A 26757-nucleotide genomic window follows, 5' to 3' on the forward strand; every position below is an offset into this window, starting at 1 on the left:
GTTTATCCGCCTGCATCTGCGGTTCAAAAAGAGCGATCGCCTCCAAAAAGAGCGATCGCCCTCCCAAACAAATTATCCTTCATCCTCCGACTTTACAGGAGGACGCCCAGAAATCACAATAAATCCAACTGATTCGAGAGTCAGGTTTGGGCGGCGAATACCAGCTAAAACCGCTTGACTCAACAAACTTTCGGTATTGATTTCATCAGCTAAAACCGATTCTAAAAGTTGTTCGGATTTAGAAAGTCGATTCAATCGCAATTGCAATTGATTCACCCGGTTTTCGAGTTGGATCGCAGCAGTGACAGCAGATCGATCGCACATTTCCACAAAAGCCGATCGCCCGCGCAGCAATTCCTCCGATACCACCCGTCCCTTTTGACAAAAATCATCCCATTCTAGCGGATCGACAAAACTGTCAATCAGCGACGTGCGATTTTTCGACAAATTGTAATCCCGATTCGGCCCGCCTTTCCCCTTATAAGCCCGCTGCAAAATCGCCAGAAGTTCCGCATCCTCCACCAGTGACATTTCTTCGCTGCGAGCATCTACAAACACAGTTTCAAAAGTTGGGAGAAACAGAGCATCAGCGCGGCGCTGCAAAGCTTTTAAGTTGTAATTTTCGATGTTTTGTGCTTGCAAAACTTGCTCGGCTGGCTGCACATCAGTCTGAATTGAATAATTAAACTGAAAGCCGAACCACTCCTTCCCAGGCGCAGCATCCCAACTTTCATCATGCCGCCACATGGCAAAAGCTTGACCGCGATCGTCCCAGCGAATATAAGAGCCAAGTGCATCGATCAATCCCTCACCAATTCGGTAAAGAGCGACATCCGCATTCTGATAAGCAATGCGGCGATTGTAACTGCCATATTGCTGGCAATAAGGAATCAATCTGGTTCTCAAATCGTTCGAGGGAATCAACGTTTTTTGAGTAGGTTGATAGCGCAGCAACCCCGATACACTCGGATGTTCGATTTGTTTGAAGTGAAGAGCTTGACACAACCAACCTTCAGTAGCCCGCTGCATTTCTTTATGCTTAGCATCGCAGTTGTCGAGAGCTTCAAAATACTGAGATGCGCTGTCATCAAGAGTATCAATTTCATCGAGAACGTACTGTTCGTCTATTTTGATTTTCTCTTGTTCGATTTCAGTTTTAATCGCTGCAATTTCGCTGGATAAGCCCTTGCCTCCCTCAGCAAACAACTTTTCTTCAAGTTTGAGGAGTTTTTCCTCAGCATAAAACTGAAGGCTGGCAATAGATTTGTTGAAGATATCAAACCCATCTTTTAAAACTTGAAACCAAGCTTCGTGGGTACTCTCCGGCAAATCCGGGCCTGCAAACAAACAAAATTGCACTCCCATTTTGCTGCCAATGCGATCGACTCTGCCGAGTCTTTGTTCTAACTGATGGGGAAACCACGGCAAATCGAAGTGAACTAACCAATCTGTCACTTGTAGATTTACCCCTACTTCCGCCGATCGATCGCACACTAAGATAAAACAATGCGGTTCAGTCTTAAACCGCTTGAGACTAGCCTCAACATCACCAGCCGATTTGCTCGTCTCATGGCTGGCGATCGCATTTTTACCAAAGATTTTAGCTAAATTTTCCGCAATCTCTTTACAAGTTGCCGTAAAACTGCTAAAAATCACAATTTTCGGGAAACGCTCGCCCGGAATCGGCCGTTTAATTTGCTGTTGAATTCTCGACAGCAAATCGCGAGGTTTGCTGTGATACTCGCGCGGAACCTTCAAAGCAACTGCGAGAAATCGGAGAATCGCGATTCGTAACAAACTCAGTCGCTCGAGTCCTTCCTGGGGCTTTTCCAGGGTGTTGAGCAAGGTTTCCAGCATTTCCCTTTCTTCTGGAAACAGGGCAGTTTTGGTCAAGATTGCCGTGTCATTTTGTCCAAATTCGCGATCTAGTTCTGGGGTCGATTTTTTCTGCAAGCGAGCTTTGACAACCCGTTCTAAAACATTCAGCCAAGTACCGGAAGCGCGGAAAAACAGCAGAAAAATTCTCTGGTATTCGCTCGACTTGGGAGCTACTGTGCGCCATTTATCGAGTACGGTTTGAATTTCCGACCACTGTTCATCATTCAGATCGTACTCAGTTTTGGGGACAGCATCTCGATCGAAAATCACATCTTCAACCGCATCGCGGCGGTTGCGAAGGATGCGACGATGCAGACGGTAAGTATCGCTAACGTGAGTGCGAATAGTTCGGACAAGCCGAGCCTGTTCAGCGGTTTCTTTAGTTTTCAAACAACTTTCTAACTCTGTTGCTAATCCGATTAAATAATCATCTTTGGCAAAAATAGTGCGAAGTTGAGCGAGTTTTGTTTGCAAAACAGCAGGCTTGGCATTTTCTCGAAAATCCAGCAAAGCGCCACCGATTTCTTGACGGTTTCGCACCTGTTCTTTGAAGCTTTCCAGGTCATCAAGACGGTAAGTTGTGGGATCTAGCAAGTGCAGCATTGTTAGAAAATCTTGCTCGCGGCCGAGAACTGGCGTTGCAGATAATAACAATACATTTTTGCTTTTCTGAGCTAGTTTCTGACAGAGTTCAAACGACTGCTGCTGAGCGCGATCGCTCGAATTTGCCATTGCAGCCACATCATGCGCTTCATCCACAATCAGAAAATCTAGGTTGGCGTTGCGGCTAATTTGATTGATATCGCTAACAGCCACAAGCTGCACTCGGTCAGCGAAATGAGACAAATAGAATTTATTTTCCAACTCCTGCCGCCACTGTTCGAGCAGGTATTTGGGAACCAGTACCACAGCGCGTCCGTTGGGTTCATCTAGCAGAAATTGGCGGAGAATTGTGCCGGCTTCTACTGTTTTTCCGAGCCCTGGTTCGTCTGCTAATAAATAGCGCACGATGGGGTCTTCTAGGACGCGCCGGACGACTTCAACTTGGTGCGGATAGAGGTCTATGTTAGCAGAAATTAAACCCGTCATGCCACGGCTGACTGCCCGCTGTTCGATCGCAGATTGAACGAATGCCAATCGGCGATCGTGAAAATACGGCGTTTCTTGGCCTTTGACTGCTAAAATGTCGATCGGATCGGCGATCGGGATATTGCAGCGAACGTACAGTTCGGTTTCAACAGCTTGCAAACTTTGGCTGTCGGGGAGGTCAATTTCGTACTCTAATTTATCTTCATCCCAGTCATAAACTCGCCCAATTATCCATCTTTCCTGACTTGTACTCCAGAGGTAGCAGCGGGTTTGGCGCTGAAGTCTCGCTTCTTGCAGCAAGCCCAAGGGTACAGTTTTGCGGATGCGGTTTTTAACTGAGCAAAAATATTCAACTACCGCCTCGGTACGCGATACCTCGACAACTTTTCCGACTCCCAAATCGTTTCTGGGCGATCGAACTAACGAACCAACATCAATCATAATTTCAGCCTGACAATACTTACTAGATTACAATAAATCCTTTCCAGTTAAAAATTTTAGCAAAATGCGATTTTTGCCTGCATCACTTTTCTAGTCAAAGGACAGTCAATCGATTTTAGATTTTAAATTAAAGAATTGAAGGATTCACCCCACGGATAAATTCGGGGGCTTATTTATCGGATACAGGTTTTTTATTTATTCACCGATGAATCCGGGGGCTTGTACCCTGGATGCTTTCGGTCAATCTGGTATTCTCAAAACAATAAGTTTAGCATGGCAAATAACATTTTGAGAATTAATAAATATGCGGGCAGCGAATAAGAATAAGTAATTACGAGGAAGGAAAAATAACCCCTGGATTACCGGATTCCCATTTCGGATATTTCTGCATAACACTGCTATAAATTTCCGAGTCTGTAAACCCTGCTAACCAAGCTTGTAGTTGTGGCCAAGGCTGTTCGTTAAACCAAGCTTGATCCGTATGAGCGAATTGACGGACAAAAGGTGCGATCGCCATATCGGCTAATGCTACATTGTTACCAAACAAATATTTAGTTGCGCTTAACTGTGCATTGAGTTTGTCCAGGAATAAAGAACCTTCATGGCGATGTATTTGTGCATCAACGCCTGGATAACGATCGGGGTACTTATAACGGTCAAGATGATATTTAAACCTATCATCAAATAGAGCAATTAGTTCCAGCATTTCTGTAACAGAACCTAGCTGTGGCATCAACCATTTTTCAGGATCGTGTTGTCTCAATGCCCACAACATGATATCGATACTTTGATCGAGTACCCGCCCATCAACATCAATCAATATTGGTACTGTACCTTTGGCAGATACTTCCAACATCTCTTGTGGTTTGTCTCGCAAAACAACTTCCCGTAACTCACACACCCGATTGCTAACCATCAAGGCCAAGCGCGCGCGCATAGCATAGGGACAGCGGCGGAAGGAATACAAAATCGGGTATGTTGCTGACATATTATATGTTTAGTCGATCGCGCGATCGGGTTTTTCGGGTCAGAAACCCCGTTCCTTCGTAGATTTCTCGTCGCTAAACAAGATTTTTCGTAGAAACGGGGTTTCTTTAAGCTTAGTGAATAATAATATTAGTCGATCGCCGGATCTACTTTTTCCTTCGCATCGTAACGCGCGCCTATATGTACTTGGTTGCGACGCTTAGCAAGCTCAATCTGACGTTGACGTTCAGATAAGGCTTGTTTTTTGGTTTCAGTTTTTGAGTCGTGACAATGAGGACAACTCACACCAAGCACAAATAATTCACAAGCCTTATCTTCCTGACTAATCGGGTGACGACAACCGCGACAAAGTTCATAGTTACCCGGCTTTAAGTCCTGACCAACAGAAACCCGTTCATCAAAGACAAAACATTCGCCTTTCCAACGACTTTCTGCTTCCGGCACCGTTTCCAAATATTTTAAAATTCCGCCTTCGAGATGATAGACTTCCTCAAAACCTTGAGTACGCAAAAAAGCAGTAGATTTCTCGCAGCGAATACCACCCGTGCAAAACATTGCCACCTTGGGTTTAGTGCGTAAAGCAGTTTCCCGCAGCGCCCATTCAGGTAACTCAGAAAAGCTTTTTGTTTTTGGATTAATAGCACCTTCAAAAGTACCCATAGATACCTCGAAGTCGTTACGCACATCAACCACGACAACATCGGGATCGTCAAGCAGCTTATTCCACTCCTCCGGCTTAACATATTTGCCAGCCATGAGGCGGGGATTAATGTCCGGTACTCCCATCGTGACGATTTCGCGCTTCAAGCGTATTTTCAGGCGGTAAAAAGGGGCTTTTTCCGAGAAAGATTCCTTGTGTACGAGATCCGCAAAACGCGGGTCACTACGCAAGAATGCCAGCACTGCGTGTACGCCCTCGGATGAGCCGGCAATCGTGCCATTGATGCCTTCTTGGGCCAGCAAGATAGTGCCTTTGACGTTGTTGTTGTTGCAACAATCGAGTAGCGGTGCTTTCAGCTCAGCAAAATCAGGTAGTTCAACGAACTTATATAAAGCAGCGGTTAAGAAAGAAGCCATAGATTGAATTTATAGCACTAATTAATTTTCATACTTCTATGAAAATTCAGTCAAAGCGGACGGTGGGACTCGAACCCACGACGTTCAGCATGGGAAGCTGACATTCTACCACTGAATTACGCCCGCGCTTAGTGTTTTTTACCTGTTTTCACCTTCTTTGACTTTGGAGGCGCAGCGGTAAAAAATGACTAGAAAAACATTGTACAACTATTTTCTGATTTTGAGTATAGCATGGGGACAATCAATTTTGGCCGATCGCCGATCGCACAACCGAGCCATGATACTGCGGCGGACGAGCCAATTGTCATGGCGGGCAAAAGCTGCCACTAAATCAGCAATCGCCTCGGTTCCGAACCTAGACAAAGAGTTAGCGGCTTCGGATCGCACGTTCCGATCGCGCGATCGCACTGCCTCATTTTTAACAGGGCAGCTATTGAGTCCGCAGTTTGACTGTGCCGCCATCCCATCGCCACGAACGATCGCACCATAAACTCGCGATCGTTCACTTTCCTCAGCAACATCGGTAGCGCCACCGCAGAATAGCCCTTTCTCACAGCCGTTACCCCCCGCAGCCTGTCTTGAGAATCAGAACTTTGCCGTGCTGCTGAGAGTTCCCTAATTTCCCGAAGCCAATTAAAATATATTTTTGTTACTTTTCTTTACGACTTTAGCTAGGATTGCCGGACTTTGGGAAGATTAAAAAAATTCACTTATTAGATTCTCTCGGCCAATTAACAGCTTCAAACTTCAAAACCAGAAGAAGTTCATGAGGTATTTGGTGAATTTGAGCAATATTGGCAACGACCGATCGACGATACTCGGGAAATGACTAAAAAGGTAAAAATGCCTCAACAATTCGTGATGAGGCAGTTAGAAAATTATCCAGAGATAGTTTACATCGACGGGGCGCTAGCGAATTTGCAATGCCACAACCTGCCTAAAAACGAAATTAATTGCCGTTCTGTAGGGTGTTCTGTTTTCTTAAGTTTATCGACTTAATCGTACTATTTTCTTTTCCCGCAGCTTCTCCCTAGCCCCACTGCTTGAGAAGGGCGGACAAGATTCGGGTTTGAAGTTCCTTGATGAGTGGGCGGATTTAGAGAACTGGACTCTGTGGCTGCAACATTCATAGAAGTGCTACGATCGCAGAATGTGGAAAATTTACTTTTTATCAAATTTTCAGACTACAATTAGTAAAATTAATGACAGACTTCAACTATCACGATGGTTCCAGCTTATCCAGGCAGTATAGTTCTCAATAATAATAATAATAATAATAATAATAATTTGAAAATCGCACGCGCAGACTGCGCCTCAATATATCCTCTGGTAGATGGCTAATCCTTCATTTTATTATATAGATTCTAGATATAATAAAAATAAAAATTTCTCATCATAATATATTTTCTAATAGCAAAAAAACAGGGTATAAAAAATGACTGAAAAAAAGAATTCCAAGAAATCTCAACCTCAAGCTGGTATGAAAGCTGAAGGAAAGCAACAGAACAATCAAAACGAGTTATTTCCAGTCGTCGGAATAGGAGCCTCTGCGGGTGGATTGGAAGCCTTTACCCAATTACTCAGGCATTTGCCGATCGATACCGGCATGGCGTTTGTAATAATTCAGCATATGTTGCCGACTCAGGAAAGTGTGTTGAATGAGATTCTGGCTCGATCGACCCAGATGCCCGTGCATGAGGTAACAGAGGGGATGGCCATAGAACCAAATCAGGTCTACGTCATCCCGCCGAATTTCAGCATGACCATCGATGGAGGGGTGCTGAAGCTAAGGCCTCGCGGCAGAGTACGCGGGATGTTTATGTCCGTCGATATTTTTCTGCTTTCCCTCGCCGCAGAACGCGGGAACCAAGCCATCGGAGTCGTTTTGTCCGGGGGCGACGGCGATGGTGCCCAAGGATTAAAAGCCATTAAGGCTGCCGGTGGTATTACTTTTGCCCAATGCGAAGAATCGGCACAAGTCAGCAGTATGCCGAACACTGCGGTGGCTACGGGTCAGGTAGACTTTATCTTGACACCGGAAAAAATTGCCCAGAAAATAGCAGAACTCGGCCATCATCCCTACATTGCCGAGGGGTCTGCTCCAGAATCAACCACCAGCGAAAATGCGATCGAAACTAAAGATGCGATCGCCACAATATACTCTTTGCTGCGCGCCGTTACAGGAGTTGATTTTACTCACTACAAACAAACCACCTTGAAGCGGCGGATGCAGCGGCGGATGTTGCTGTACAAGCTGGAACGGATCGAGGATTATGCCCAATATCTCCAAAACAACCCGACAGAAGTAACGGCGCTTTATCACGATATCTTCATTCATGTCACCAGCTTTTTCCGTGACCCCGAAAGCTTTGAGGCCTTAAACAGCAAAGTTTTTCCCGAAATCGTCAAAGATAAATCACCGAAAACACCGATCCGAATTTGGGTGGCCGGCTGTTCAACCGGTGAAGAAGCTTACTCGCTCGCCATCTGCTTGTTAGAGTTTTTAGCAGATCGAGGTACCGACCTGCCGATTCAGATTTATGCGACAGACATCAGCGAAAATGCGATCGCCCAGGCCCGCCGCGGATTTTATACGCCAGTCCAAGTCGCGGATATTTCACCCCAACGGCTGCATCGGTTCTTTGTGCAAGTCGAGGGCGGATACCAAATCGCTCAGCCGGTGCGAGAACTCTGCGTCTTTGCTAAACACAACCTGATCGGCGATCCGCCGTTTTCCCGGATGGATTTGATCACCTGTCGGAACGTGCTGATCTATCTCGGCCCGCCTTTGCAGAAAAAGCTGCTGCCAATTTTCCACTATGGGCTTCGGCCCGCGGGCTTTTTGCTGTTAGGCACTTCGGAAACGGTTGGTGACTTTTCAGAATTGTTTGCGCTATTAGACAAAAAGAACAAAATTTATACTAAAAAACTGCTGTCGCATTGGCTGGGCATGGATTTAACTGCTAGCAACTATCCTGCGACAGCCGTCAACTTTCCACCGCTGCTGACGGAAAGCTTAAATGAAATGGAAATTGAGAAACAGGCCGATCGCATTGTTTTGAATCACTATGCGCCTGTCGGCGTCGTGATTAACACCGCCAGGGAGATTCTGCAATTTCGAGGACAGACGAATGCCTACCTAGAACCGTCTCCCGGTAGGGCTAGCTTGAATTTGCTGAGAATGGCAAAAGAAGGATTGCGCGTCGAACTCCGCACTGCAATTGAACAGGCCTCCAAGCAGCAGTTGCCGATCGCGCGCGAAGGCTTGCAAATTAGAGAAAGGGAGCGCATCCGCCAGGTCAAAATTAATGTGATTCCATTCCCAACAGGCGCTGCCACAAAAAACTATTTCTTAGTTTTGTTTCAAGACGAGCCGCCGATCCCTGCAATGCCTGCTGCTGTAAACAATGGTAAAGTTAACTCCGATGCTTTAGAGGGTGAAAGTTTGGAGATTGCGAGGCTGCAAGAAGAACTCAAAAACACCAAAGACCACCTGCAATCGATCGTCCAAGAACATCAAGCCGCTAACCAAGATTTGAGAGCCGCCAACGAGGAGATTTTGTCGAACAACGAAGAGTTGCAAAGTACAAATGAGGAACTCGAAACCGCAAAAGAAGAGATTCAAGCAACCAATGAAGAACTGAACACGATTAATGACGAATTGCAGCGGCGCAATATTGAATCAACTCAGGTGAGTAACGATTTACAGAATCTGCTCAGCACCATCAATATTCCGATTCTGATGGTGGGAGGCGACCTGCGAATCCGCCGGTTTACTCCCGCAATCGAAAGCATCTTCAACTTGATTTCTAGCGATGTCGGGCGCTGTCTGAGCGACATCACTCACAAGTTGATAGTGCCGGAGTTAGAGCCAATGATTGTAGACGTGATCCGCACCCTCAATTTAAAAGTTCAGGAGGTTCAAGATCGAGAGGGTCGTTGGTACGATCTGCATATTCGACCGTATCGGACGATCGACCACAAGATTGATGGGGCTGTGGTGATGTTGGTGGATATCAACGATCTCAAAGTCAGCGCCCAGCAGTTGATGGAAGCGAAAAACTACGCCGAAACGATCGTGGAAACCGTGCGGGAACCGTTGCTAGTGTTAGATCTCGACCTGCGGGCGATCACCGCCAACCGTTCTTTCTACGAGACGTTTCAGGTGCTGCCGAACCAAACTGAGCAGCGCTCATTGTTCGATCTAGGTAATGGACAGTGGAATATTCCCAAGTTACGATCGCTCCTAACAGAAATTCTGGCAGGAAATCCCCAGTTTCAAGATTTTGAGGTCGAGCATGACTTTGAGCAGATCGGGCATAAAATAATGCTGCTCAATGCCCGCAAAATGCCTCCAATTGGCGATACACAGATGATTCTGTTGGCGATAGAGGATATCACGGAGCAAAAACAGTTCGAGACAGAACGCAGCCTCCGGATTCGAGAACAATCGGCTCGTGCGGCTGCTGAGGATGCCAACCGCATCAAAGATGAGTTTTTGTCCGTCCTTTCTCACGAACTGCGGACGCCGCTCAATGCGATGATTGGCTGGGCACAGTTGCTGCGCCTAAAAAAATTTGACGAGGCTAAAACCGAGGAGGCGCTAAAAACGATCGAGCGCGCCGCCAAAGCACAAAACCAGCTCATCGATGACATATTAGACGTTTCGCGGATTACCGCAGGCCAGTTTCACCTCAACGCTTGTGAAATTGAGCTGAATCCACTGATTAAAAATGCGATGGAGGTGGTTCGTTTGGCAGCAGAAGCGAAAAATCTTCAAATGGAATCCAGGCTAACTCCTATAAAACTAAACGTATTGGGCGATCCAAGCCGTTTACAACAGGTAGTGTGGAATATACTTTCAAACGCGATTAAATTCACCCCAGCCGGAGGAAGAATTGAAGTCGCATTAGACTACATTGATGGCATGGCTCAAATCCAAGTTAGCGATACTGGTAAGGGCATTCACCCTGATTTTCTGCCCTATGTGTTCGAGCGCTTCCGTCAGGCGGATAGTAGTTTCTCTCGCAGAGAGGCTGGATTGGGGCTAGGACTCTCGATCGTCCGTCATTTAGTAGAACTCCACGGCGGTACTGTTGGTGCACAAAGTTCAGGTGAGGGACAAGGGGCAACGTTTACCGTGAGGTTGCCGATACGAACAGATATCCCATGATTGTTGACTGTTGAGGGTTGATTGTGAGTCAAAAAACTGAAAATAGGGCGCTATATTTGTTGGCAGCTTGATTCGACTTTATCAGGACGATGAAGCGCGGATTTGATATCATTCCCGCCCAGCCGGAATTAATATTATTTCTAATCTTATCTCCTGATCTGATATCGTTTCCGCTTGCATCACAATAATAAAATCGAGTCAACAGTTAACACTCAACCATTGAGTTTTTCCACCCCTCCTTCAACAGTCAACAGTCAACAATAATTGATATTATTTCTAATCTTATCTCCTGATCTGATATCGTTTCCGCTTGCATCACAATAATAAAATCGAGTCAACAGTCAACAGTCAACAATCAACAGTCAACAATGATAAGGAGTGCAACCGGAAGCGATATAACTATTTAGCAACCTTAACCTCAGCGCCATCCTTAAGAAAACCAGTCCCAGTAACAACCACCCGATCGCCCGCCTTCAAACCCTTTTTAACCACCACCTTAGCAGCAGTCAAATCGTCCACCGCACCCCCGGAAATTTCCCCGAGTTCCACCGGTTGAGCTTGCACCTTGTCCTGCCCGACAAGTTTATAAACAATAGAACTGCCGTCAGGTTGCGGCAAAATAGCTTTAGCGGGGACTTTCAAACCTTGAGCTGTTGCCGTCGAAATGGATGCGCGCAAAAACATTCCCGATCGCAAAAACTCGCTTGCCGGCAAATCAATCTTCACCGTAGCTTGCCGATTTTGCGGGTCAACTACCGGCGAAATCTCTCGCACAGTTCCTGACAACTTAATCCGCTTGTCAGAATCCGAAGAAATTTGCACTGCTGTTCCCGGCCGCACTTGCGAAACCTGAGTTTCCGGTACTTTCAATTGCAGTTCCAGCTTGTTGCCGCGAATAATCGAAAATAGTTTTTGACTTCCCGAAGAAACATCGCCAACTCGACCAATTCTTTCAGCCACAGTCCCACTATCCGGCGCTCGAACAATTGTTTGTTCGAGTTGAGTTTGTAACTGTTTGACTTGTGCATCATTGCTGCGGACACTTGCTGCGTTATTTCCGACATTTGCTCTCGCACTGCTGATACTCGCTCCGGCCGTATTCACTTTAGCACGAGCGCTGGCGAGGGCTGCTCTAGCCGTACTGATATTAGCTTCAGCAGTAGCTACTTTAGCAATAGAAGATTGCACTTCTTCCGCTGCTTTATTCTGTTCTTCCAAAGCTGTATTCAAGTCAGCTTTAGCTTTGTTCAAGTCTTGAACAGCCGTCTGCCGTTCCGTCTTTCGCCTTTCCAAATCTTGCTGACTAATTACTCCCTGAGTCGCCAAATCTTGGGTGCGGTTTACTTCTCTTTGAGCTTGATCTAATTTTGCCTGGGCGGAGGCAATGCCTGCTTTAGCTTGAGTGACACCGGCTTTAGCTTGTTCCACACCAGCCCTTGCCTGCCCGACGCCTGTTCTGGCTTGCGCTGCGTCAGCGATGGCTTTTTCAACGCCAGCTTGGGCTTGAGCAACGCCGGCTTGGGCTTCTTGTTGGGCTGACTCGGCTTGCTCTACCTGAGCTTGGGCTTGTTCTACCGTAGAATTGGCCGATTGTACTCCCGCAAGCGCTTCGGCAATTTGCGATCGTAGCACCGAATCGTCCAAAACCGCCATCGTCTGACCTTTTTCTACGGCATCCCCTTCATTCACCAACACCTGCTTGATTTGCAAACCGTTGGCCTGTGGCAGCACTGGCAGCAAGTCATAGGCTGCCACGGTGCCCGTCGCTTCCACAGTTTCACCCACCTGGGCAGATTCCACAGGCGCCACTGTCACAGCCTGAGCCGTCGCCTGCGGAGTTGCCGATGGAATTGGAGCTGCGGGACGCGAACTCTGATTTCCCCCAGTCAAGTTGACTGCTAGCAACGTTGCAGCAACACCAATCCCTGCGCCCGCCAACAAGGCAGGCCACCTGATTTCTTTGCGGGGTCCAACTTCAGTTGCTTCTGGTTCCCAAACTTGTTCCTCCTCGATTTCTGGAACTTCCAGCGCCACTTCTCGTTCATCATCCTCACCGGAGAATTGCCAGCGAGAGTTGTCTGAGACTTCACTTTCAGCTACATCCACTGCTGAGTTCCTGTCGCGCCCGCTCTCCACGGGGGGAAGGGGTTGCTTTTCTTCCGCTTCTGAAAAAACTTGATTGGTCACGGTAGTTCCTCTCGCCGCTATTAGCCTTTGGTTTTTTTATTGTAAAGAAAGATTGCGGTTTTTATATTTGATTCATTTTAGCGGATAGCCTCAGCAATCCCGCGTCCCCCTTTTGGGTGAGTGTGGCGTCGTTTCACCTTACAATGGCGAATAGATCGAAGTTTGTGCGATCGACATTTAATTTGATCTGCGTGCGGGGCATACTGAATATTAGCGCGGCGATCGTGGGGTCGATCGGGCTGTCATTGTCTCTCCCCAAGTGGTTTGGCCCTCACCAACCTATCTATGCGGAGAAAAGTCTGTCTAATCTTGAACTGATTCTTCCTAACTTATACTCTAATGTGTTTATTGTATAATACGGCACATCTGCTAAAAAATTTGTGCCACTTTATTTAAAAAAAATCAAAATGAATAGTCTCTTTTCTCCCCTCCAACAGTTTCTAATTACTTGGCTGCTACTGCTAGTGACGGGATGGTTTACCCTGACTGCTGTCAGTTATGTTGGGGAACTGGTCAGCATTTTAGTAACCGCGGGACTCGTTGCATTTTTATTAAATTATGCAGTAAAAAGACTGCAAGTATTTTTGCCCCGGGGAGTCGCTGCCGGGCTGGTTTATTTAACTGCGGGTGTAATAGTAGTAGTAATTGGTGTAACTATTGTGCCGCCGGTGTTCAGCCAAGCGAGCCAGTTGGGGGTGAGGTTGCCGGAATTGCTGGAGTCGGGGCGGCTGCAGCTAGGTGAATTTCAAGCCTGGAGTGCCGAGCGCAATTTACCGTTTGACGTGCAAATATTGGAGCAGCAACTGTCAGCTAGAGTCCAGGGACAAGTCCAGGCGATCGCCGGTACGGGTTTAGGCTTAGTTGTAGGTACTGTTAACTGGTTTGTGGACTTAATTTTTATTGTGGTGATTTCCTTTTATATGCTGCTAGACGGGCAAAGAGTGTGGCAGGGTTTGACCAGCATTTTTTCCCCAGAAATCCGCTATGTTTTAACAGAGACTTTGGAGCGAAACCTCCAGCGATTTGTATCGGGACAGTTATTGCTGGGACTATTTATGGCCATCTCGCTAACTTTGGCTTTTTGGTGGCTGCGAGTTCCGTTTTTTCTGTTGTTTGCCGTATTTATAGGATTGACGGAAATAATTCCGTTTATTGGAGCCACTTTGGGAATTGGCACTGTTAGTATAATTGTAGCGTTTATTGATTGGTGGCTGGCGCTGCAAGTCTTGGTAGTGGCGATCGGTCTCCAGCAAGTCAAAGATAATTTAGTAGCTCCGCGAATCATGGGGAATCTCACCGGATTGAGTCCGGTAATTATTTTCACAGCTTTGCTATTAGGAGGTAGAGTGGGAGGATTGTTGGGAGTTATCCTGGCAATTCCGCTCACTGGGGTTGTAAAAAGTATAGTAGAAATTGTACTCAATCCCAAATTGCCGCCCCAAACAGGCTCGTTTTTCTACAATCCTTTTAGCGGCGAGGAATTGGGAAAAATACCAGAAGAGGAAACTAGAATAATCTTGGTCGGAGATGAACAAAAGTAGTCTAATTTTTGTAGTAAGTAATTCAGTTATGAAAACTTTTATAAGTCAGGAATTAACTTGTAGCTGCTGAGTCGATTAAGAACAGACTAAAGTCTCTACAAAAAGCTTTAGTCTTTATTACTAACCCACTTAAAATCTCAAACCTAAAAACTTATGAACTGGTGGCAAAATCTTAGAAACAATCCTCTAGCTCGGTTGGGAGCCGTGCTACTGTTAATTTTTTATACAGTCGCGCTTTTAGCCGAATTTGTGGCACCTTACGATCCCTACGACTCTCAATTAAACGGTTCCTTGCTGCCGCCGACTCAGATTTATTTAAGCACCCAAGACGGGCGCTTTATCGGGCCCCACGTTTATCCTACTACTCAGGGCCCAGTGGATGCGAATACCGGCGCTCGCGAGGTAATTGTAGACTGGCAAAAACCCTCTGCTGTCGGTTTGTTTGTCAAAGGTTCCCCCTATAAATTTTTAGGATTTTTGCCTTTTGACAGACACCTGTTTGGCACTACAGGAGAAGGCCAAATTAATCTTTTAGGCACAGATGAACAAGCTCGCGATCAATTCAGTCGCTTAGTACACGGCAGCAGAATTAGCCTCTGCATCGGTTTAGTAGGAATAGCCATTTCTTTTCCCTTGGGATTGTTAATCGGTGGCATATCTGGTTATTTTGGCAGTTGGATTGATAGTATTTTAATGCGTTTCGCCGAAGTATTGATGACAATTCCCGGTCTTTATTTATTAGTAGCGCTAGCAGCAGTATTGCCACCGGGATTGACAAGTGCTCAGCGATTTATATTGATTGTGCTGATTACTTCATTTATTAGTTGGGCGAGTTTAGCGCGGGTGATTCGCGGTCAGGTACTGTCAATTAAACAGCTAGAATTCGTGCAAGCGGCGCGGGCAATGGGCGCCAACCCAATTTATATTATTGTCCGCCACGTTTTGCCACAAACTGCTACTTATGTAATTATTTCGGCTACTTTGTCTGTTCCGGGTTTTATTGTGGCGGAGTCAGTTTTGAGTTTAATTGGCTTGGGAATTCAACAGCCCGATCCTTCTTGGGGAAATTTACTATCCCTGTCTACTAATGCTTCGATTTTAGTGTTGCAGCCTTGGTTGGTTTGGCCTCCGGCGATACTGATTATTTTGACTGTTTTGGCGTTTAATTTATTGGGGGATGGGTTGCGCGATGCTCTCGATCCGAGAAGCATTCAAAGGTAATTGGGAGTTAGTAATTTCTAGTTTCCAGGCAGAGCAGATGTAACAGTTACGCCCCCTAATTTTGCAGATTAACCGGCAAGCGAATGGTAAAAGTAGAACCAACACCCTCCTGACTTTTTACTGAGATATTGCCGCCCATCATGAGGCAAAAACGCTGGCTGATTGCCAGTCCCAAACCAGTGCCGCCGTACTTGCGGGTGGTGGAAGCGTCTGCTTGGGTAAAGGGTTGGAAAATTTGCTGCAACTGGTCGGGAGTCATCCCTATTCCTGTATCTGTACAATTAACAACTAAAAATTCTTTACTAGCAATTGAAGATTGAGAACTTACCGCAGGTTCAGAAGTGTTTTCTTGTTTTGCTTCGCTGCTGTCGCCCGCAATTTTTTCGCGGCTGGCTGTGAGGGTAATTGTACCGTTTTGAGTGAATTTGGCGGCATTGCTCAGCAAATTTAATAAAATCTGCTGCACTTTCGTAATGTCACCGTGCATAGTGCCGATATTCGTAATTCGATCCAAGTTGAGAGTGTTGCCGTTTTTCTCAATTAGCGGCGCGGCGGTGGAGGCGACTTCTTCAATCAAGGCAGCGATGTCGAAGGTTTCTAAGTAAAGATCCATGCGACCGGCTTCGATTTTAGAAATGTCGAGAATGTCGTTAATTAGCGATAGCAAGTGTCTGCCGGAAGTGCGAATTTTGTCTAAATCTGGGGTGAGTTCATCGTAACCCAATTCTGCGGTTTCTTCTTGGAGCATTTCGCTGTAGCCGATGATGGCATTCAGAGGTGTTCGCAGTTCGTGGCTCATGTTTGCTAAAAATGCACTTTTTGCGGTGGAAGCAGCTTCGGCTGCTTCTAGGGCCAGTTGCAAGGCGGATTCAAAGACTTTGCGATCGCTAATATCCTCGACGCTGCCTTCATAGTAGAGTACCTTGCCGTCGGCGTCGCACACTGCACGCGCGCTTTCGGAAATCCAAATTACCTTGCCGTCAACGCGGTAAACTTGTGACTCAAACCCCGAAACTTCTCCGAATTCTTCCATCACCCGCATAAACTTGTCGCCCTGCTGAGGATTGACGTAAGCTTGCTGTCTGATGTTGGTGAGATTTGATGTTAATTCTTCGGGAGTGGCGTAGCCATAGATGCGCGCTAAAGCTGGATTTACGCTCAAGAAGTGGCCTTCGGGGGTTCTTTGAAAAATGCCTTCGACGGCATTTTCAAAGATGCTGCGATATTTTTGTTCTGCTTGACGCAAAGCACTTTGTGTACGATCGCGCTCGCTGGCTTCGATCGCCAATGATACCAAATCTGCCAGGGAAGCAGCAAAATTTTGTTCTTCTAATGTCCAGTTGCGAGTAGTTCCCACTTGTTCGATACAGATGACTCCAACTGTTTGTCCTCCCAGCCGCACCGGCGCGTCTAAGGTAGAAGTAGTACCCACTTGTGAAAAGTAAGATTCGGCAAATTCTCTAGTTCTAATATCTGAAAGAGCGTCCTCGGCTGCGATCGTCCGGTGTTCTTCCAAAGCTTGAAAATAAGCTGGATAGTCTGCTGCTGCGAGTTCATTACCTTGGGAATGCTGGTGGTTGCTGCGGTAAAATTGGTCGAGACATTGCAGTTTCGAGCGGCTTTCATCGTACAACCATGCTCCGGCTCGTTCTGCATCTAGGGTATGAGCCGCCGCTTCGGTGATTTGCCTCAAAGCTACTTGCAAATCACCTCGATACAGCGCTTTATTTCTTGCGAGTTCTACCAAAACCGTATTTTGTTTGAGCAATTGTTTTTGCCTTTGGCGTCGCGCCGATTCGGCTCGCTTCTGTTCGGTAATGTCGCGGATTACGCAAATTACGGATTCTTCTGAAAGCGGTGAAATGCTGGCGGCAAAACAAACTTCGCGGTCGTCAATGGTTAAATCGTACTCGATGCTGACAGTTTGCTGAGTATCTAAAGCTGCTCGGATGTGGTTGAGAAAATTGTCGGCTGTAGCTTGCGGAAACACCTCTGTGAATGTTTTGCCAACTAATTCTTCGGCTGGTTTGTAGAGCAGAGAAAGATTTGTGGGCGCGATTTTTAAATAGCGGCCGCTGGCGTCCACAACTATAATTAATTCGTTCATAGCTGCGAACAAAGCCCGCAATTCTGCTTCGGCAGCTTCGAGTTCGGCAGTCCGCTCTGCTACTCGCTGTTCTAAACTAGAGTTGGTTCGTTCTAGGGCAATAAAAGACGATCGCAATTGTCGGGCCATTTGGTTGAAAGACTGAGCTAGAAAGCCGAGTTCTTTGACGCCTTGAACTTCGACTTCGCCGTTTAATTCTACAGAGGTGAAGTCGGATGACTCCGACATTTTGGTTAAAGCTTTGGAAGCTTCCAGCAATCGAGTAATCGGTTTGACAACCCAGCGAGTGGTAAATATTCCGAGTGCGATCGCCAGTACGAAGGCAAAAAAGCACAATAAGATAGTTGTGCGAGTGTTGGCGTTAATTTGCTCCATAAAGTCTGCTTCCGGGATTGCGACTACAACCAGCCAATCGAGGCCACGACCGTCTTGCAGGGGAGCAACGGTAATGAATTGACGTTTGCCGTCTATCTCGAAGGTAAACTGTCCTTTGCTGTCAATGCGTTCAAAACTACCAAATCGTTGTTGCAAATATGTGGAGGCCGATCGAATTAGCAAATTTTTGCTCTGTGTCGCCAACAGCCGTTTTTGTCCGTCTTTGTCGGTGACAAAGGGCAGTTCGTCTGTGGAACTGGCGACTATTTCCCCGCTGCGTTCGATCGCAAAAACTTGTCCTGACGGGCTAATTTTGATGCTTTTAAGAAAATCGCTGATTTGAGAAAGAGTCAGGTCAATTGCCAATACCCCCCGCAGGTTTCCTGTTTCATTGTAAATAGGCATCACCGGCGTAATCCCCAGCACTGGCGGTGCTGCGAAAGGGTAGATGGGAGACCAAGTGGCTTTGCCTGACTGTTTGGCAGCTTGATACCAGGGTCTAGTACGGGGGTCATAGGGGACGGTTTTGATTAGCTCAGTGCGATTTCCTTGGCTGTCGAGGCGATAAATTTGGCGGTTGGGAGCGGTGGATTCGTCTCTGATGTATACTAAGTGTTCTGCTTCTCGCTTGAGCAAGACGAATCTGCCCTGTTCGTCGCCGTAGTAGATGGTTGTATTTCGATCGCTCAGCTTGGTCTGGTTCCACAAATAGCGCTCTAAATTGGGGAAGTCTTCCGGGTCTATGTTTCCAGAGGCGATCGCAGCAGTATTCATTTGCAGGAATAAATGAGACACATCCCCAAAACTGCGGAAATTTTCTTTAGTTCTCGCTGCGACTTCCAAGCTTAACCTCGTAGCAAGGTCATTGACGGCTTTCTGGCCATTGCGAAACGAAAGCCATCCAGTCACGCCGACTGCTACGGAGATTTGCACCACCAGCGGTATCAACAAGACTAGGCTCAGTGACATCTTGGGGGAGCTTTTCATCAGACAACTGCTTAAATTTTTAAATAACATCAATATTCTGACACCTACGGGGTTTGCGTATTGTTTGTCGTTTAAAAGATGCCCTAGATATAATTTACAAAGTTGTGCCGCAATAGTGAAGTGGGGTGGCGGGCTGCTCAAAACTTGGCTGAGATTTCCACCGCTACCGTAAAAAATTGTAATATTAATCATGCCACTACTTGCGTGAATGTGGCGATATCTCTGGGGAGTCGCGCCCAAAAAGTCACCCCAGGTTAGAACAAATGCAATTGTAGACCCGCAATCCCAACCCTGTTTGTCATCAGTCATTCCCAATTATTCAATTCTTTAATCTAAAATTTAAAATCTCAAATCTAAAACTGTATCTGTTCCTCCGGGCGCAGATGCCCCACCTTATCCCTGCTTAATAAAAATTTGATTTTAATTTTTTCTACAGTGCCAGGACAAATGTAAATTCTGTGACAATCGAGTGTTAAAAAATTTGCTATTAATAATATAAGCAGCCAAAATCCCGATCGCACAAAGAGGATAATTGAAGCATCTGCATTTCATCAACGCCAGCAAAGTAAAGCGTTTTTGGCTTTTTTGGACGGTCGACATTTTGGCAAAATAATACTTCTGGAGGATGACATGAACTATACATTTGAAATCCTGGGCGTATCTCCAACTTTAACATTTTTTAACCAGCAGCAGGAATTGCTGAAACAACAGCAGCAGTCGGGTGTAGAATACTTGGGAAACTGGAAGTGTACTCTCGATGCGTTTGTGGCATCCGTGGAGACAGTTTCTCCTTACCGGGGCTGGGATGTCGATCGAGTTGTAGACACCGTGATTAGTTTCTGGATGAACAACTCCGATAGCGTCCAGTATTGGAGGCACAGGCTGGAGGATGCCGGCAGCGAAAACTTGTTAGTAGCCAGAGTAGGCGATATCAAGTCTTTGCAAGCCGCCTTTGAATCGCTGCTGGGCGAATAGGAAAATCGCCAATTGCGAAAAAGTCGATCGACTTTTTCGCAAAAATCAACTCAACTGTCTATTCACAATTCCCAATTCCCCTGATTGGCGGCACGGAAGTTGCAGATATAAAATATCTGTTTTTTCCAGCTTCTAGCTTCCATCTGCCAGATGTCTTCAACATCGGGCTAATGACTAATGACTTCGCAATTGGCAATTCCCAAATATTATGTCTCGTTCCAAAGCCCTGCAATCTTATATTTTTGTCCGCTTGCTCCTCGCACCGCTAATGTTGTGGACAATCACCACAGCAGTATTTTTATTGTTGCGGGCCACTCCGGGCGACCCCATAGATGCCATTCTCGGCTCGCGAGCTCCCGCAGGCGCCAAAGAAGCAATGCGAACTCAACTCGGCCTCGACGCACCCCTGTGGCAGCAATATCTCACATACATGAAAAACTTGTTGAGCTTCGACTTGGGAACCTCCATCACCACTCGCGGACAAACCGTGTGGCAAATTATCGGAGATTATTTCCCCGCTACAGTGGAATTAGCAGTTTGTAGCATGGCCATAGCTTTAATTGTCGGCATCAGTATCGGTTCCCTGGCAGCATCTCGCCCCAACACTATTTTCGATGCAGCAGGTCGTTTGTTTGGCATTATCACTTACTCGCTGCCCGCTTTTTGGGCTGGCATGGTTTTGCAGTTGATTTTCGCAGTGCAGTTGGGATGGTTTCCTTTGGGAACTCGCTTTCCCGTCACATTCCCCGCCCCCGAAGGCTACACGGGACTCTACACGATTGACAGTCTCCTGAGCGCTAACCCTGGTCAGTTTCTCACATCTTTGCATTATTTGGCACTTCCGAGTTTGACGCTGGGCATTCTTTTGAGTGGCATTTTCGAGCGCATTGTCAGAGTGAATCTCAAGCAAACTTTGCAAGCAGATTATGTCGAAGCAGCTAGAGCTAGAGGCATTCCAGAATTCCAGATTTTATGGGCTCACGCTCTGAAAAATGCACTAATTCCGGTGATTACTGTCTTAGGATTGACTTTTGCTGCACTGTTGGGCGGTGCTATTTTAACAGAGGTTACTTTTTCTTGGCCGGGGTTGGCAAATCGCCTTTACGAAGCGATTAGCTTGCGGGATTATCCAACTGTTCAAGGTATTGTGGTGTTTTTTGCGGCAATTGTAGTAATTGCCAGCATTGTAATTGATATTTTGAATGCTTACGTTGACCCGCGAATTCGGTACTAAAAATATCAAGGAAGAAGGGCGACGGATGGGCGACTGTTGCACTTTCGGCTTTTTCTACCCCTATTTTCTGCGTTCGCGAGATGTTGCAGCCAGCGGCGGCCCTGTAGAAGCAGTTGTCAAAAAGATCGATCGGCTTTTAGAGTGACGACACTTAGCAATTTATGGGCAATACTGGAGAAAATAAAATTATACATTTGAGGAAACGCTGATGAGATTATTGCGAACAATCGCCGCTCTATCGGCGGCATTGACCCCACTGATGGCTGAAGCTGCCTTTAGCCGTCCCATGCCGGGAACAGCCGATTTTCCCAGAGCTTCAAACCCCGATGTAAATGTGCCGGTTTGCTTCATCGAAACCCGAGGCGGCACAACTTTTGATTTAGTCAGCTTGTGCGGCAGCAATGCTGCTCCCCAAAACCCTGCTCCGGTTGCGGGCAACCCCGCCAATGCTCCTGCAAATAACCCCAATGGAGGTGCTCCGCCTCCTCCCCCGAACCCCAACGCCATCACCAGAGATGGTACCGGCACCCCGATAACTACTCCAACAGGCACGGCAAATCCCAACAATCAGAATAATCAGAATCCGGGAACTTCGCCCAATACCAATCAGAATAATCAGAATCCGGGAACTGCGCCCGCAGGTACTCCCAATAATGCCAATCCGGGAAGTTCACCGAGTACCAATCCCAATAATCTCAATCCGGGAAGTTCGCCCTATACCACTCCGAATAATAATGCCAATCCCGGAACTTCGCCGAATACCACTCCGAATAATAATGCCAATCCGGGAACTTCGCCGAATACCAATCAGAATAATCTCAATCCGGGAAGTTCGCCCTATACCACTCCGAATAATAATGCCAATCCGGGAACTTCGCCGAGTAGCAGTCCCAATAATAGTGCGTCTCCCACGGGTGGAACTGCTGGCGGCGGCAACGGCGATTTAGTTCCCACTCCCAATCTCAATCTTCCGAGAGTGCCGCCGAGTTCCTTTGGCCCTGGAGGTGTTGCACCGACTAGAGATGCGATTGATGGCCCCCGCCAGTAATAGGCGAAGTGCCAGAACTTTCTATCACAGAAACCGGGTTTCTCTGAAACCGTCTCTTTTTTAGGGATTGTTCACCCGCGAGAAAGCCGGAATATTTATTTGCCTGCGTAATATTGATGTCAGGTGCGATCGGCATATTTTGTAGCAGAGTAGCCAAATAAAAGTTAAGCTAAGAACTTGTAGACGCTATTAGCCAAGCACTCTTTCAAAACTGGACAACCAGGTAGAAGCAGTGAGAAATAGCCAGCTTTAATCCGTAACAGGATTAGCGATCGGCAAAGGTTAAAATTATTACCAGGCGGGTGCTCGCCAGCTCCAAGTTCTCACGCTAAACCATTCAACAGGCATATTTTTGTTAAGCCCGTGTGGTTTGGAAAGTATCGGCTGATAACATTAGCCAGACAAAATTAACCCGATTATTCGGAGGCTCTTCATGAGCAAAATATTTGTTTTAATAAATTGGAACAAAATTGCTCTAGACCCGACCGCACTTGAGGAGGACATCTAGTGTCAAACTTAGTTCAACGCTTAGAAATAACCGCTCATCCGCAACTAGAAAAATCCCTCGGCTATCGAGGAGATAGTCGCTGGGTAGCTTGGCGCTGGGAGCCAGACATCGACCAACTTATTTCCAGCGACGGCAAAACAGTCGGCACTGGCAATAATATGGCTTGGCTGGTGTTTTTGCAGCACGATTTAGTCGATCCTGCGCTACAAGAGTACAACCTCGGCGAGGGCGATCGCTACTGGCTGCTTTTAGACACCGAAACTAGAAATCTCTACGTCGGCGAAGGGAAAACAGTTCAAAGTTTGCTCGAACAGCCGGAAAGTTTAGGTTTATTGGCTTGTCTCGATGGCGGCAATGCCGATCGACAAACTGGTGAAACTTGGCAGCAAACCCTATCTCAACTAACAGCCAAACCAGTTGTTCGCAACCTGACAAATGCCCTTCCGTTCGGTATCGCCGCCGCTTTGATAGGTGCTTTAGGCATCGGAACCGGATTGTGGGTAGTGCCAACTGTGCAGCAGAAACTAGCCGAAAAAACAGCTTTTATTTCCCCAATTAGTTCTGGCGCCAACTGCGGGCTTGGCGGTTCCGACGATTTTTCAGGTTATATCGGTTCGTCAAGCGGAAACAAAGAACTTCATTTAATAGGCGTTTACGAAGCCAATGCGGATCACAAGAACCGAGATTTATCAAAAAGTGCGATCGAAGTCAAAGTAGAACGCCGAAACAAGCCAATAATTCTCGCGCTTTCAGCCTACGAACCCGTGCAATGGAACATTACCGCAGAACCCGGCGCAGTTATCGAAAAAATCATCGTTAACGGATACCACAACCAAACTGTTTCAGGAGTTTCTGGAATTCCAATTGAAGAGCACAGCTACGAAGAAACCGGGGACAATCTCGGCGACTTTATCTACAAGTGGGGTGCTACCCCTGAAAGTAGCAATACTTCTTCCCTCGTGACTAAATTGGAACAGAGAAACCACACGAATTTAACTTCCTTTCAAGGATGCTACAGAGGTAAGAACTTTAGTATTAATTGAGAGCAGCGACAGAGGCGAGAAGTTATACGATTTTCGATTTTCGATAGGGAATAACTGATTAGATATGGATGAAATTTGTTACAGTTCCATGCTTTTTTTACTTGTGTTAAAACCTATCCCCCTAAAATTACAAAACCCGCGCCGGCGGGTTTTTTATTGAGAGTTAAACTTATTGGCACCTCTATGGTATGATATCCGGTGGCGCGATCGCCAATTCCCAATTCTAACAATACTAATATATTGGCTATGAAATACTGGCACGAAACGCTCGCAGTAGCACAGCGGATTTTAATTGAATTGGGGAGGCGGCGACGCAGCTTAGTCTTGTGGAGTATTTTTCCAGTTTCTATCTTGCTAATTAACGGTTTAATTTTAAAAGAACGCGCTAATCTCAGCACAGCAAAAGCCTTTGAAGTTGCTGCACCTGCAAGCTTAGTAGGAGCGGCTTTATTTTTTAGCTGTCTCGGTGGTAGCGTAGCAACAGTAGTAGCAGAGCGAGAACAGCATACCCTCAAACGCTTGTTTATTTCCCCGCTGAGCGGCACTTCTTACTTTTTAGGAATTTTCCTCGCCCACAGTTGTATCGGCATCGGTCAGGTAATTTTAGTATACACGATCGCCTCTTTTTTAGGAGCACAATTCCAAGGCTCTATTCTGCTAGGATGTGCGATTATTCTGCTCAGTATTGTATCTTATGTAGGTGTAGGCTTTATTCTCGGCACCCAGTTTGCGAGGCGCACTGAAGATGTCAACTCGCTAGTAGCAGCTTTCGGCGTTCCTTTGTTGATTTTAGGAGGCGCATTTTTGCCTACTTCGCTCTTTCCCAAAAGTCTGCTGGAACTCGCCCAGTACAATCCAATTTATCACATGAACGAAGCGCTGATGGGCGTGTGGGCTGACGGCAAAGATTTGGCTGATATTGCAGGACACTTTTGGTATTTATTCATATTTTCTATTGCCATGATTGCAGGTGGATGGCTTTCTTACCGCAGGATGCTGAGAGTAGAAAGAAGACTTTAAAACTATCTCATTATGCCGTAATTATTGCTCTCTCTCTTCTCTGACTCTCCGCCCTCTGCGCTCTCTGCGGTTTAATCGGTCAGAAACAACCGTAAATATATAAAATAATACGGAGAATTAAAGCAGTGTTGCAAATTGAAAAGCTAAATAAGTCTTACGGCGAGCGTTCAGTGCTTAAAGATTTAACACTGCACATCCAAGCTGGAGAAATTTACGGTTTGCTCGGACCCAACGGGGCGGGCAAAACTACAACTATCAATATTTTATGCAATTTGCTAAATGCCGACAGCGGTCAAGTTTCTATTAATGGCGAACCTGTTTCTGACTCTACAAAATCCTTAATCGGTGTAGCGCCCCAAGAAAATTTGCTTTACAAAAGCCTTAGCTGCGAGGAAAACCTCAACTTTTTTGCTCAAATTTACGGCTTAGAGCGTAAGCAGCGGCGCTATCAAGTAAGACACTGTTTGAAAGCAGTTAATTTGACAGATAGAGCTACAAGCCCAGTGGAAACTTTGAGCGGAGGAATGCAGCGACGTTTGAATATTGCGGTGGCTTTGGTACATCAGCCTAAATTAGTAATTTTAGATGAACCGACAACTGGTTTAGATATTGAGGCCCGCTATGAAATTTGGGAGTTAATTCAGCGCTTGCAATCGGAAGGAATTACAATTCTGCTGACAACTCACTTGTTGGATGAAGCTGAGCGGCTGTGTCAGAGAATCGGGATTTTGAAAAATGGCAGTATTGTCGCTGAGGGGAGTTTGGAAGAGTTGCAAAAACTGATTCCGGCTCAAGAAATTATCGTGGTAAAAACCGACGAAGAAGCTGAAGTCATCGCCCGCGCTAAACAATACAGTTTCATTCCCCGCCGCTACGGTAGCGATTTAGCTTTTTGGCTGCCGGAACGTTTAGAATTAAAAGAGATTATTTTGCTGTTCGACGGGATTTCTATTGATTCAATCGCTCGGTATCCGGTGCGCTTAGAACATATTTATGTCGAAGTTACAAAACAAACTGCATCTTAATCTGCGTTCATTAGCGTACATCCGCCACCATCTGCAGTTAAAGTTCCAAAGTAATTAACTGAGCAATTTCATCCGTTTGAAAAGCCAACGCCATCGGCTTTTGCACTGCCGGAATCACCTGCACATCATAGAGTTCCGGGACAATTCCTTCAAACCGCAACCAGTGAACGATCGCCCCAGTAGTCAAATCAATCACCATCATACCACAGCGAGCCTCAGCATCCTTGGCTAGCAACAACTCATCCAATTCTAAACCGCTAAAAGTGTTGTCACCACCCCGAGGTTTCGAGAGTCCAACAATTGCCCAATTTTGCCAAAAAGCCAGTCCTCGGACATATCCCGGACAAAACGTAATGGCCTCAAATTTCCCTGTATCTAAATCCACATATCCTAATTCGCCTCTCCCCGAATTCAGCAACCACAACTTGTCTTGATACCAGCGAGGTGAGTGCGGCATTGACAACCCTGTGACGATAATATCATTAGATTCAATATCAATAACTATACCGCCATTTTTTCGGCGATCGCGCCAGCCATCCACCACATCCGACTGACTCGACGCCGTGACATATTTCGCCTCTCCTTCTACCATCGCCAAACCGTTGAGGTGACAGCGGTCTTCATTTATATATTGTGAGATAAATTGCGGTTTCCATAAAGGTTTACAACTGTGGCGATCGCTCACTGTAGCGATACAATTAAACAAAGTGCTAATAAAAAGGATTTGATTATTTTTATCGACTGCGATATCGTGAATGTCGATGTCACCTGTAGTATAGCCGATTCTTGGTATATATAATTTATCGTATCCTTGGTATAATTTCCCGGCTTCTAAGACATT

17 protein-coding genes and 1 tRNA gene are annotated in these 26757 nt (G+C 46.3%); 10 read left to right on the top strand and 8 right to left on the bottom strand.

Translation table 11 applies throughout. The features are described from left to right. Window positions 1-72: 72 nt before the first annotated feature. The 5 genes from dpdE to QUA57_RS15045 form a co-directional block, all read right to left on the bottom strand. A complete protein-coding gene (gene dpdE, locus QUA57_RS15025) occupies window positions 73-3408 on the bottom strand; it encodes a protein DpdE (RefSeq protein ID WP_333061827.1) in 3336 nt (1111 codons plus the stop codon). Window positions 3409-3739: 331 nt separating this feature from the next. Next, a complete protein-coding gene (locus tag QUA57_RS15030; RefSeq protein ID WP_333061828.1) occupies window positions 3740-4396 on the bottom strand; it encodes a glutathione S-transferase in 657 nt (218 codons plus the stop codon). A gap of 128 nt (window positions 4397-4524) precedes the next feature. Beyond that, a complete protein-coding gene (gene trhO / locus QUA57_RS15035; protein ID WP_333061830.1) occupies window positions 4525-5472 on the bottom strand; it encodes an oxygen-dependent tRNA uridine(34) hydroxylase TrhO in 948 nt (315 codons plus the stop codon). A 54-nt stretch (window positions 5473-5526) separates the two neighbouring features. After that, window positions 5527-5598: transfer RNA gene (locus QUA57_RS15040), tRNA-Gly, on the bottom strand. Between the two features lie 81 nt (window positions 5599-5679). Beyond that, window positions 5680-5934 carry a HEAT repeat domain-containing protein gene (locus QUA57_RS15045; protein WP_333061831.1) on the bottom strand — a complete coding sequence of 85 codons (255 nt, stop codon included), beginning with the start codon at window positions 5932-5934 and terminating at the stop codon, window positions 5680-5682. A 973-nt stretch (window positions 5935-6907) separates the two neighbouring features. Between QUA57_RS15045 and QUA57_RS15050 the strand changes: the two genes are divergently transcribed. Further along, a complete protein-coding gene (locus tag QUA57_RS15050; RefSeq protein ID WP_333061832.1) occupies window positions 6908-10645 on the top strand; it encodes a chemotaxis protein CheB in 3738 nt (1245 codons plus the stop codon). A gap of 399 nt (window positions 10646-11044) precedes the next feature. Here the strand turns inward: QUA57_RS15050 and QUA57_RS15055 are convergent, their stop codons facing one another. After that, the gene (locus QUA57_RS15055; RefSeq protein WP_333061833.1) at window positions 11045-12832 is read right to left on the bottom strand and encodes an efflux RND transporter periplasmic adaptor subunit; all 1788 of its coding nucleotides are present in this window, start codon (window positions 12830-12832) and stop codon (window positions 11045-11047) included. A 407-nt stretch (window positions 12833-13239) separates the two neighbouring features. Between QUA57_RS15055 and QUA57_RS15060 the strand changes: the two genes are divergently transcribed. Together QUA57_RS15060 and QUA57_RS15065 are read left to right on the top strand one after the other, a co-directional pair. Next, window positions 13240-14373, top strand: a complete 1134-nt coding sequence (locus tag QUA57_RS15060; protein WP_333061838.1) for an AI-2E family transporter — start codon at window positions 13240-13242, stop codon at window positions 14371-14373. A 153-nt stretch (window positions 14374-14526) separates the two neighbouring features. Continuing rightward, a complete protein-coding gene (locus QUA57_RS15065) occupies window positions 14527-15594 on the top strand; it encodes an ABC transporter permease (protein WP_333061840.1) in 1068 nt (355 codons plus the stop codon). A gap of 55 nt (window positions 15595-15649) precedes the next feature. Here the strand turns inward: QUA57_RS15065 and QUA57_RS15070 are convergent, their stop codons facing one another. Next, window positions 15650-19063: a PAS domain S-box protein gene (locus tag QUA57_RS15070; RefSeq protein WP_333061856.1), complete on the bottom strand. Its 3414-nt coding sequence runs from the start codon at window positions 19061-19063 to the stop codon at window positions 15650-15652. Window positions 19064-19693: 630 nt separating this feature from the next. On the opposite strand from QUA57_RS15070, the gene QUA57_RS15075 reads away from it, so the two are divergent. The 7 genes from QUA57_RS15075 (at window position 19694) to QUA57_RS15105 (ending at window position 25916) form a co-directional block, all read left to right on the top strand. Further along, window positions 19694-20038 (top strand): hypothetical protein, encoded by a 345-nt coding sequence (locus QUA57_RS15075; RefSeq protein ID WP_333061841.1) that lies wholly within the window; start codon window positions 19694-19696, stop codon window positions 20036-20038. Between the two features lie 208 nt (window positions 20039-20246). Continuing rightward, window positions 20247-21272: an ABC transporter permease gene (locus QUA57_RS15080; RefSeq protein ID WP_333061842.1), complete on the top strand. Its 1026-nt coding sequence runs from the start codon at window positions 20247-20249 to the stop codon at window positions 21270-21272. Continuing rightward, window positions 21241-21417, top strand: coding sequence for a hypothetical protein (locus QUA57_RS15085; protein WP_333061843.1), 177 nt, complete (start codon window positions 21241-21243; stop codon window positions 21415-21417). The genes QUA57_RS15080 and QUA57_RS15085 overlap by 32 nt, the downstream gene beginning before the upstream one ends. Before the next feature lie 63 nt (window positions 21418-21480). Continuing rightward, window positions 21481-22320: a hypothetical protein gene (locus QUA57_RS15090; RefSeq protein ID WP_333061846.1), complete on the top strand. Its 840-nt coding sequence runs from the start codon at window positions 21481-21483 to the stop codon at window positions 22318-22320. Window positions 22321-22827: 507 nt separating this feature from the next. Next, complete coding sequence (locus tag QUA57_RS15095) at window positions 22828-23871, top strand: hypothetical protein (RefSeq protein ID WP_333061848.1); 1044 nt, start codon at window positions 22828-22830, stop codon at window positions 23869-23871. A 246-nt stretch (window positions 23872-24117) separates the two neighbouring features. Continuing rightward, window positions 24118-24891: an ABC transporter permease gene (locus QUA57_RS15100; protein WP_333061850.1), complete on the top strand. Its 774-nt coding sequence runs from the start codon at window positions 24118-24120 to the stop codon at window positions 24889-24891. Between the two features lie 125 nt (window positions 24892-25016). Continuing rightward, window positions 25017-25916, top strand: a complete 900-nt coding sequence (locus tag QUA57_RS15105; RefSeq protein ID WP_333061852.1) for an ABC transporter ATP-binding protein — start codon at window positions 25017-25019, stop codon at window positions 25914-25916. 37 nt (window positions 25917-25953) lie between these two features. On the opposite strand, the gene QUA57_RS15110 is transcribed toward QUA57_RS15105, so the two are convergent. After that, window positions 25954-26757: TIGR03032 family protein (locus tag QUA57_RS15110; protein WP_333061853.1), on the bottom strand; the 804-nt coding region annotated here is incomplete at its 5' end.

Source organism: Microcoleus sp. Pol7_B2 (genome assembly GCF_036701035.1).
GTDB lineage: Bacteria > Cyanobacteriota > Cyanobacteriia > Cyanobacteriales > Microcoleaceae > Microcoleus.

Coding starts and splice junctions, on each gene's coding strand:
- dpdE (WP_333061827.1), bottom strand. CDS start 3,408: ATGATTGATGTTGGTTCGTTAGTTCGATCGCCCAGAAACGATTTGGGA.
- QUA57_RS15030 (WP_333061828.1), bottom strand. CDS start 4,396: ATGTCAGCAACATACCCGATTTTGTATTCCTTCCGCCGCTGTCCCTAT.
- trhO (WP_333061830.1), bottom strand. CDS start 5,472: ATGGCTTCTTTCTTAACCGCTGCTTTATATAAGTTCGTTGAACTACCT.
- QUA57_RS15045 (WP_333061831.1), bottom strand. CDS start 5,934: ATGGCGGCACAGTCAAACTGCGGACTCAATAGCTGCCCTGTTAAAAAT.
- QUA57_RS15050 (WP_333061832.1), top strand. CDS start 6,908: ATGACTGAAAAAAAGAATTCCAAGAAATCTCAACCTCAAGCTGGTATG.
- QUA57_RS15060 (WP_333061838.1), top strand. CDS start 13,240: ATGAATAGTCTCTTTTCTCCCCTCCAACAGTTTCTAATTACTTGGCTG.
- QUA57_RS15065 (WP_333061840.1), top strand. CDS start 14,527: ATGAACTGGTGGCAAAATCTTAGAAACAATCCTCTAGCTCGGTTGGGA.
- QUA57_RS15070 (WP_333061856.1), bottom strand. CDS start 19,063: ATGAAAAGCTCCCCCAAGATGTCACTGAGCCTAGTCTTGTTGATACCG.
- QUA57_RS15075 (WP_333061841.1), top strand. CDS start 19,694: ATGAACTATACATTTGAAATCCTGGGCGTATCTCCAACTTTAACATTT.
- QUA57_RS15080 (WP_333061842.1), top strand. CDS start 20,247: ATGTCTCGTTCCAAAGCCCTGCAATCTTATATTTTTGTCCGCTTGCTC.
- QUA57_RS15085 (WP_333061843.1), top strand. CDS start 21,241: ATGCTTACGTTGACCCGCGAATTCGGTACTAAAAATATCAAGGAAGAA.
- QUA57_RS15090 (WP_333061846.1), top strand. CDS start 21,481: ATGAGATTATTGCGAACAATCGCCGCTCTATCGGCGGCATTGACCCCA.
- QUA57_RS15100 (WP_333061850.1), top strand. CDS start 24,118: ATGAAATACTGGCACGAAACGCTCGCAGTAGCACAGCGGATTTTAATT.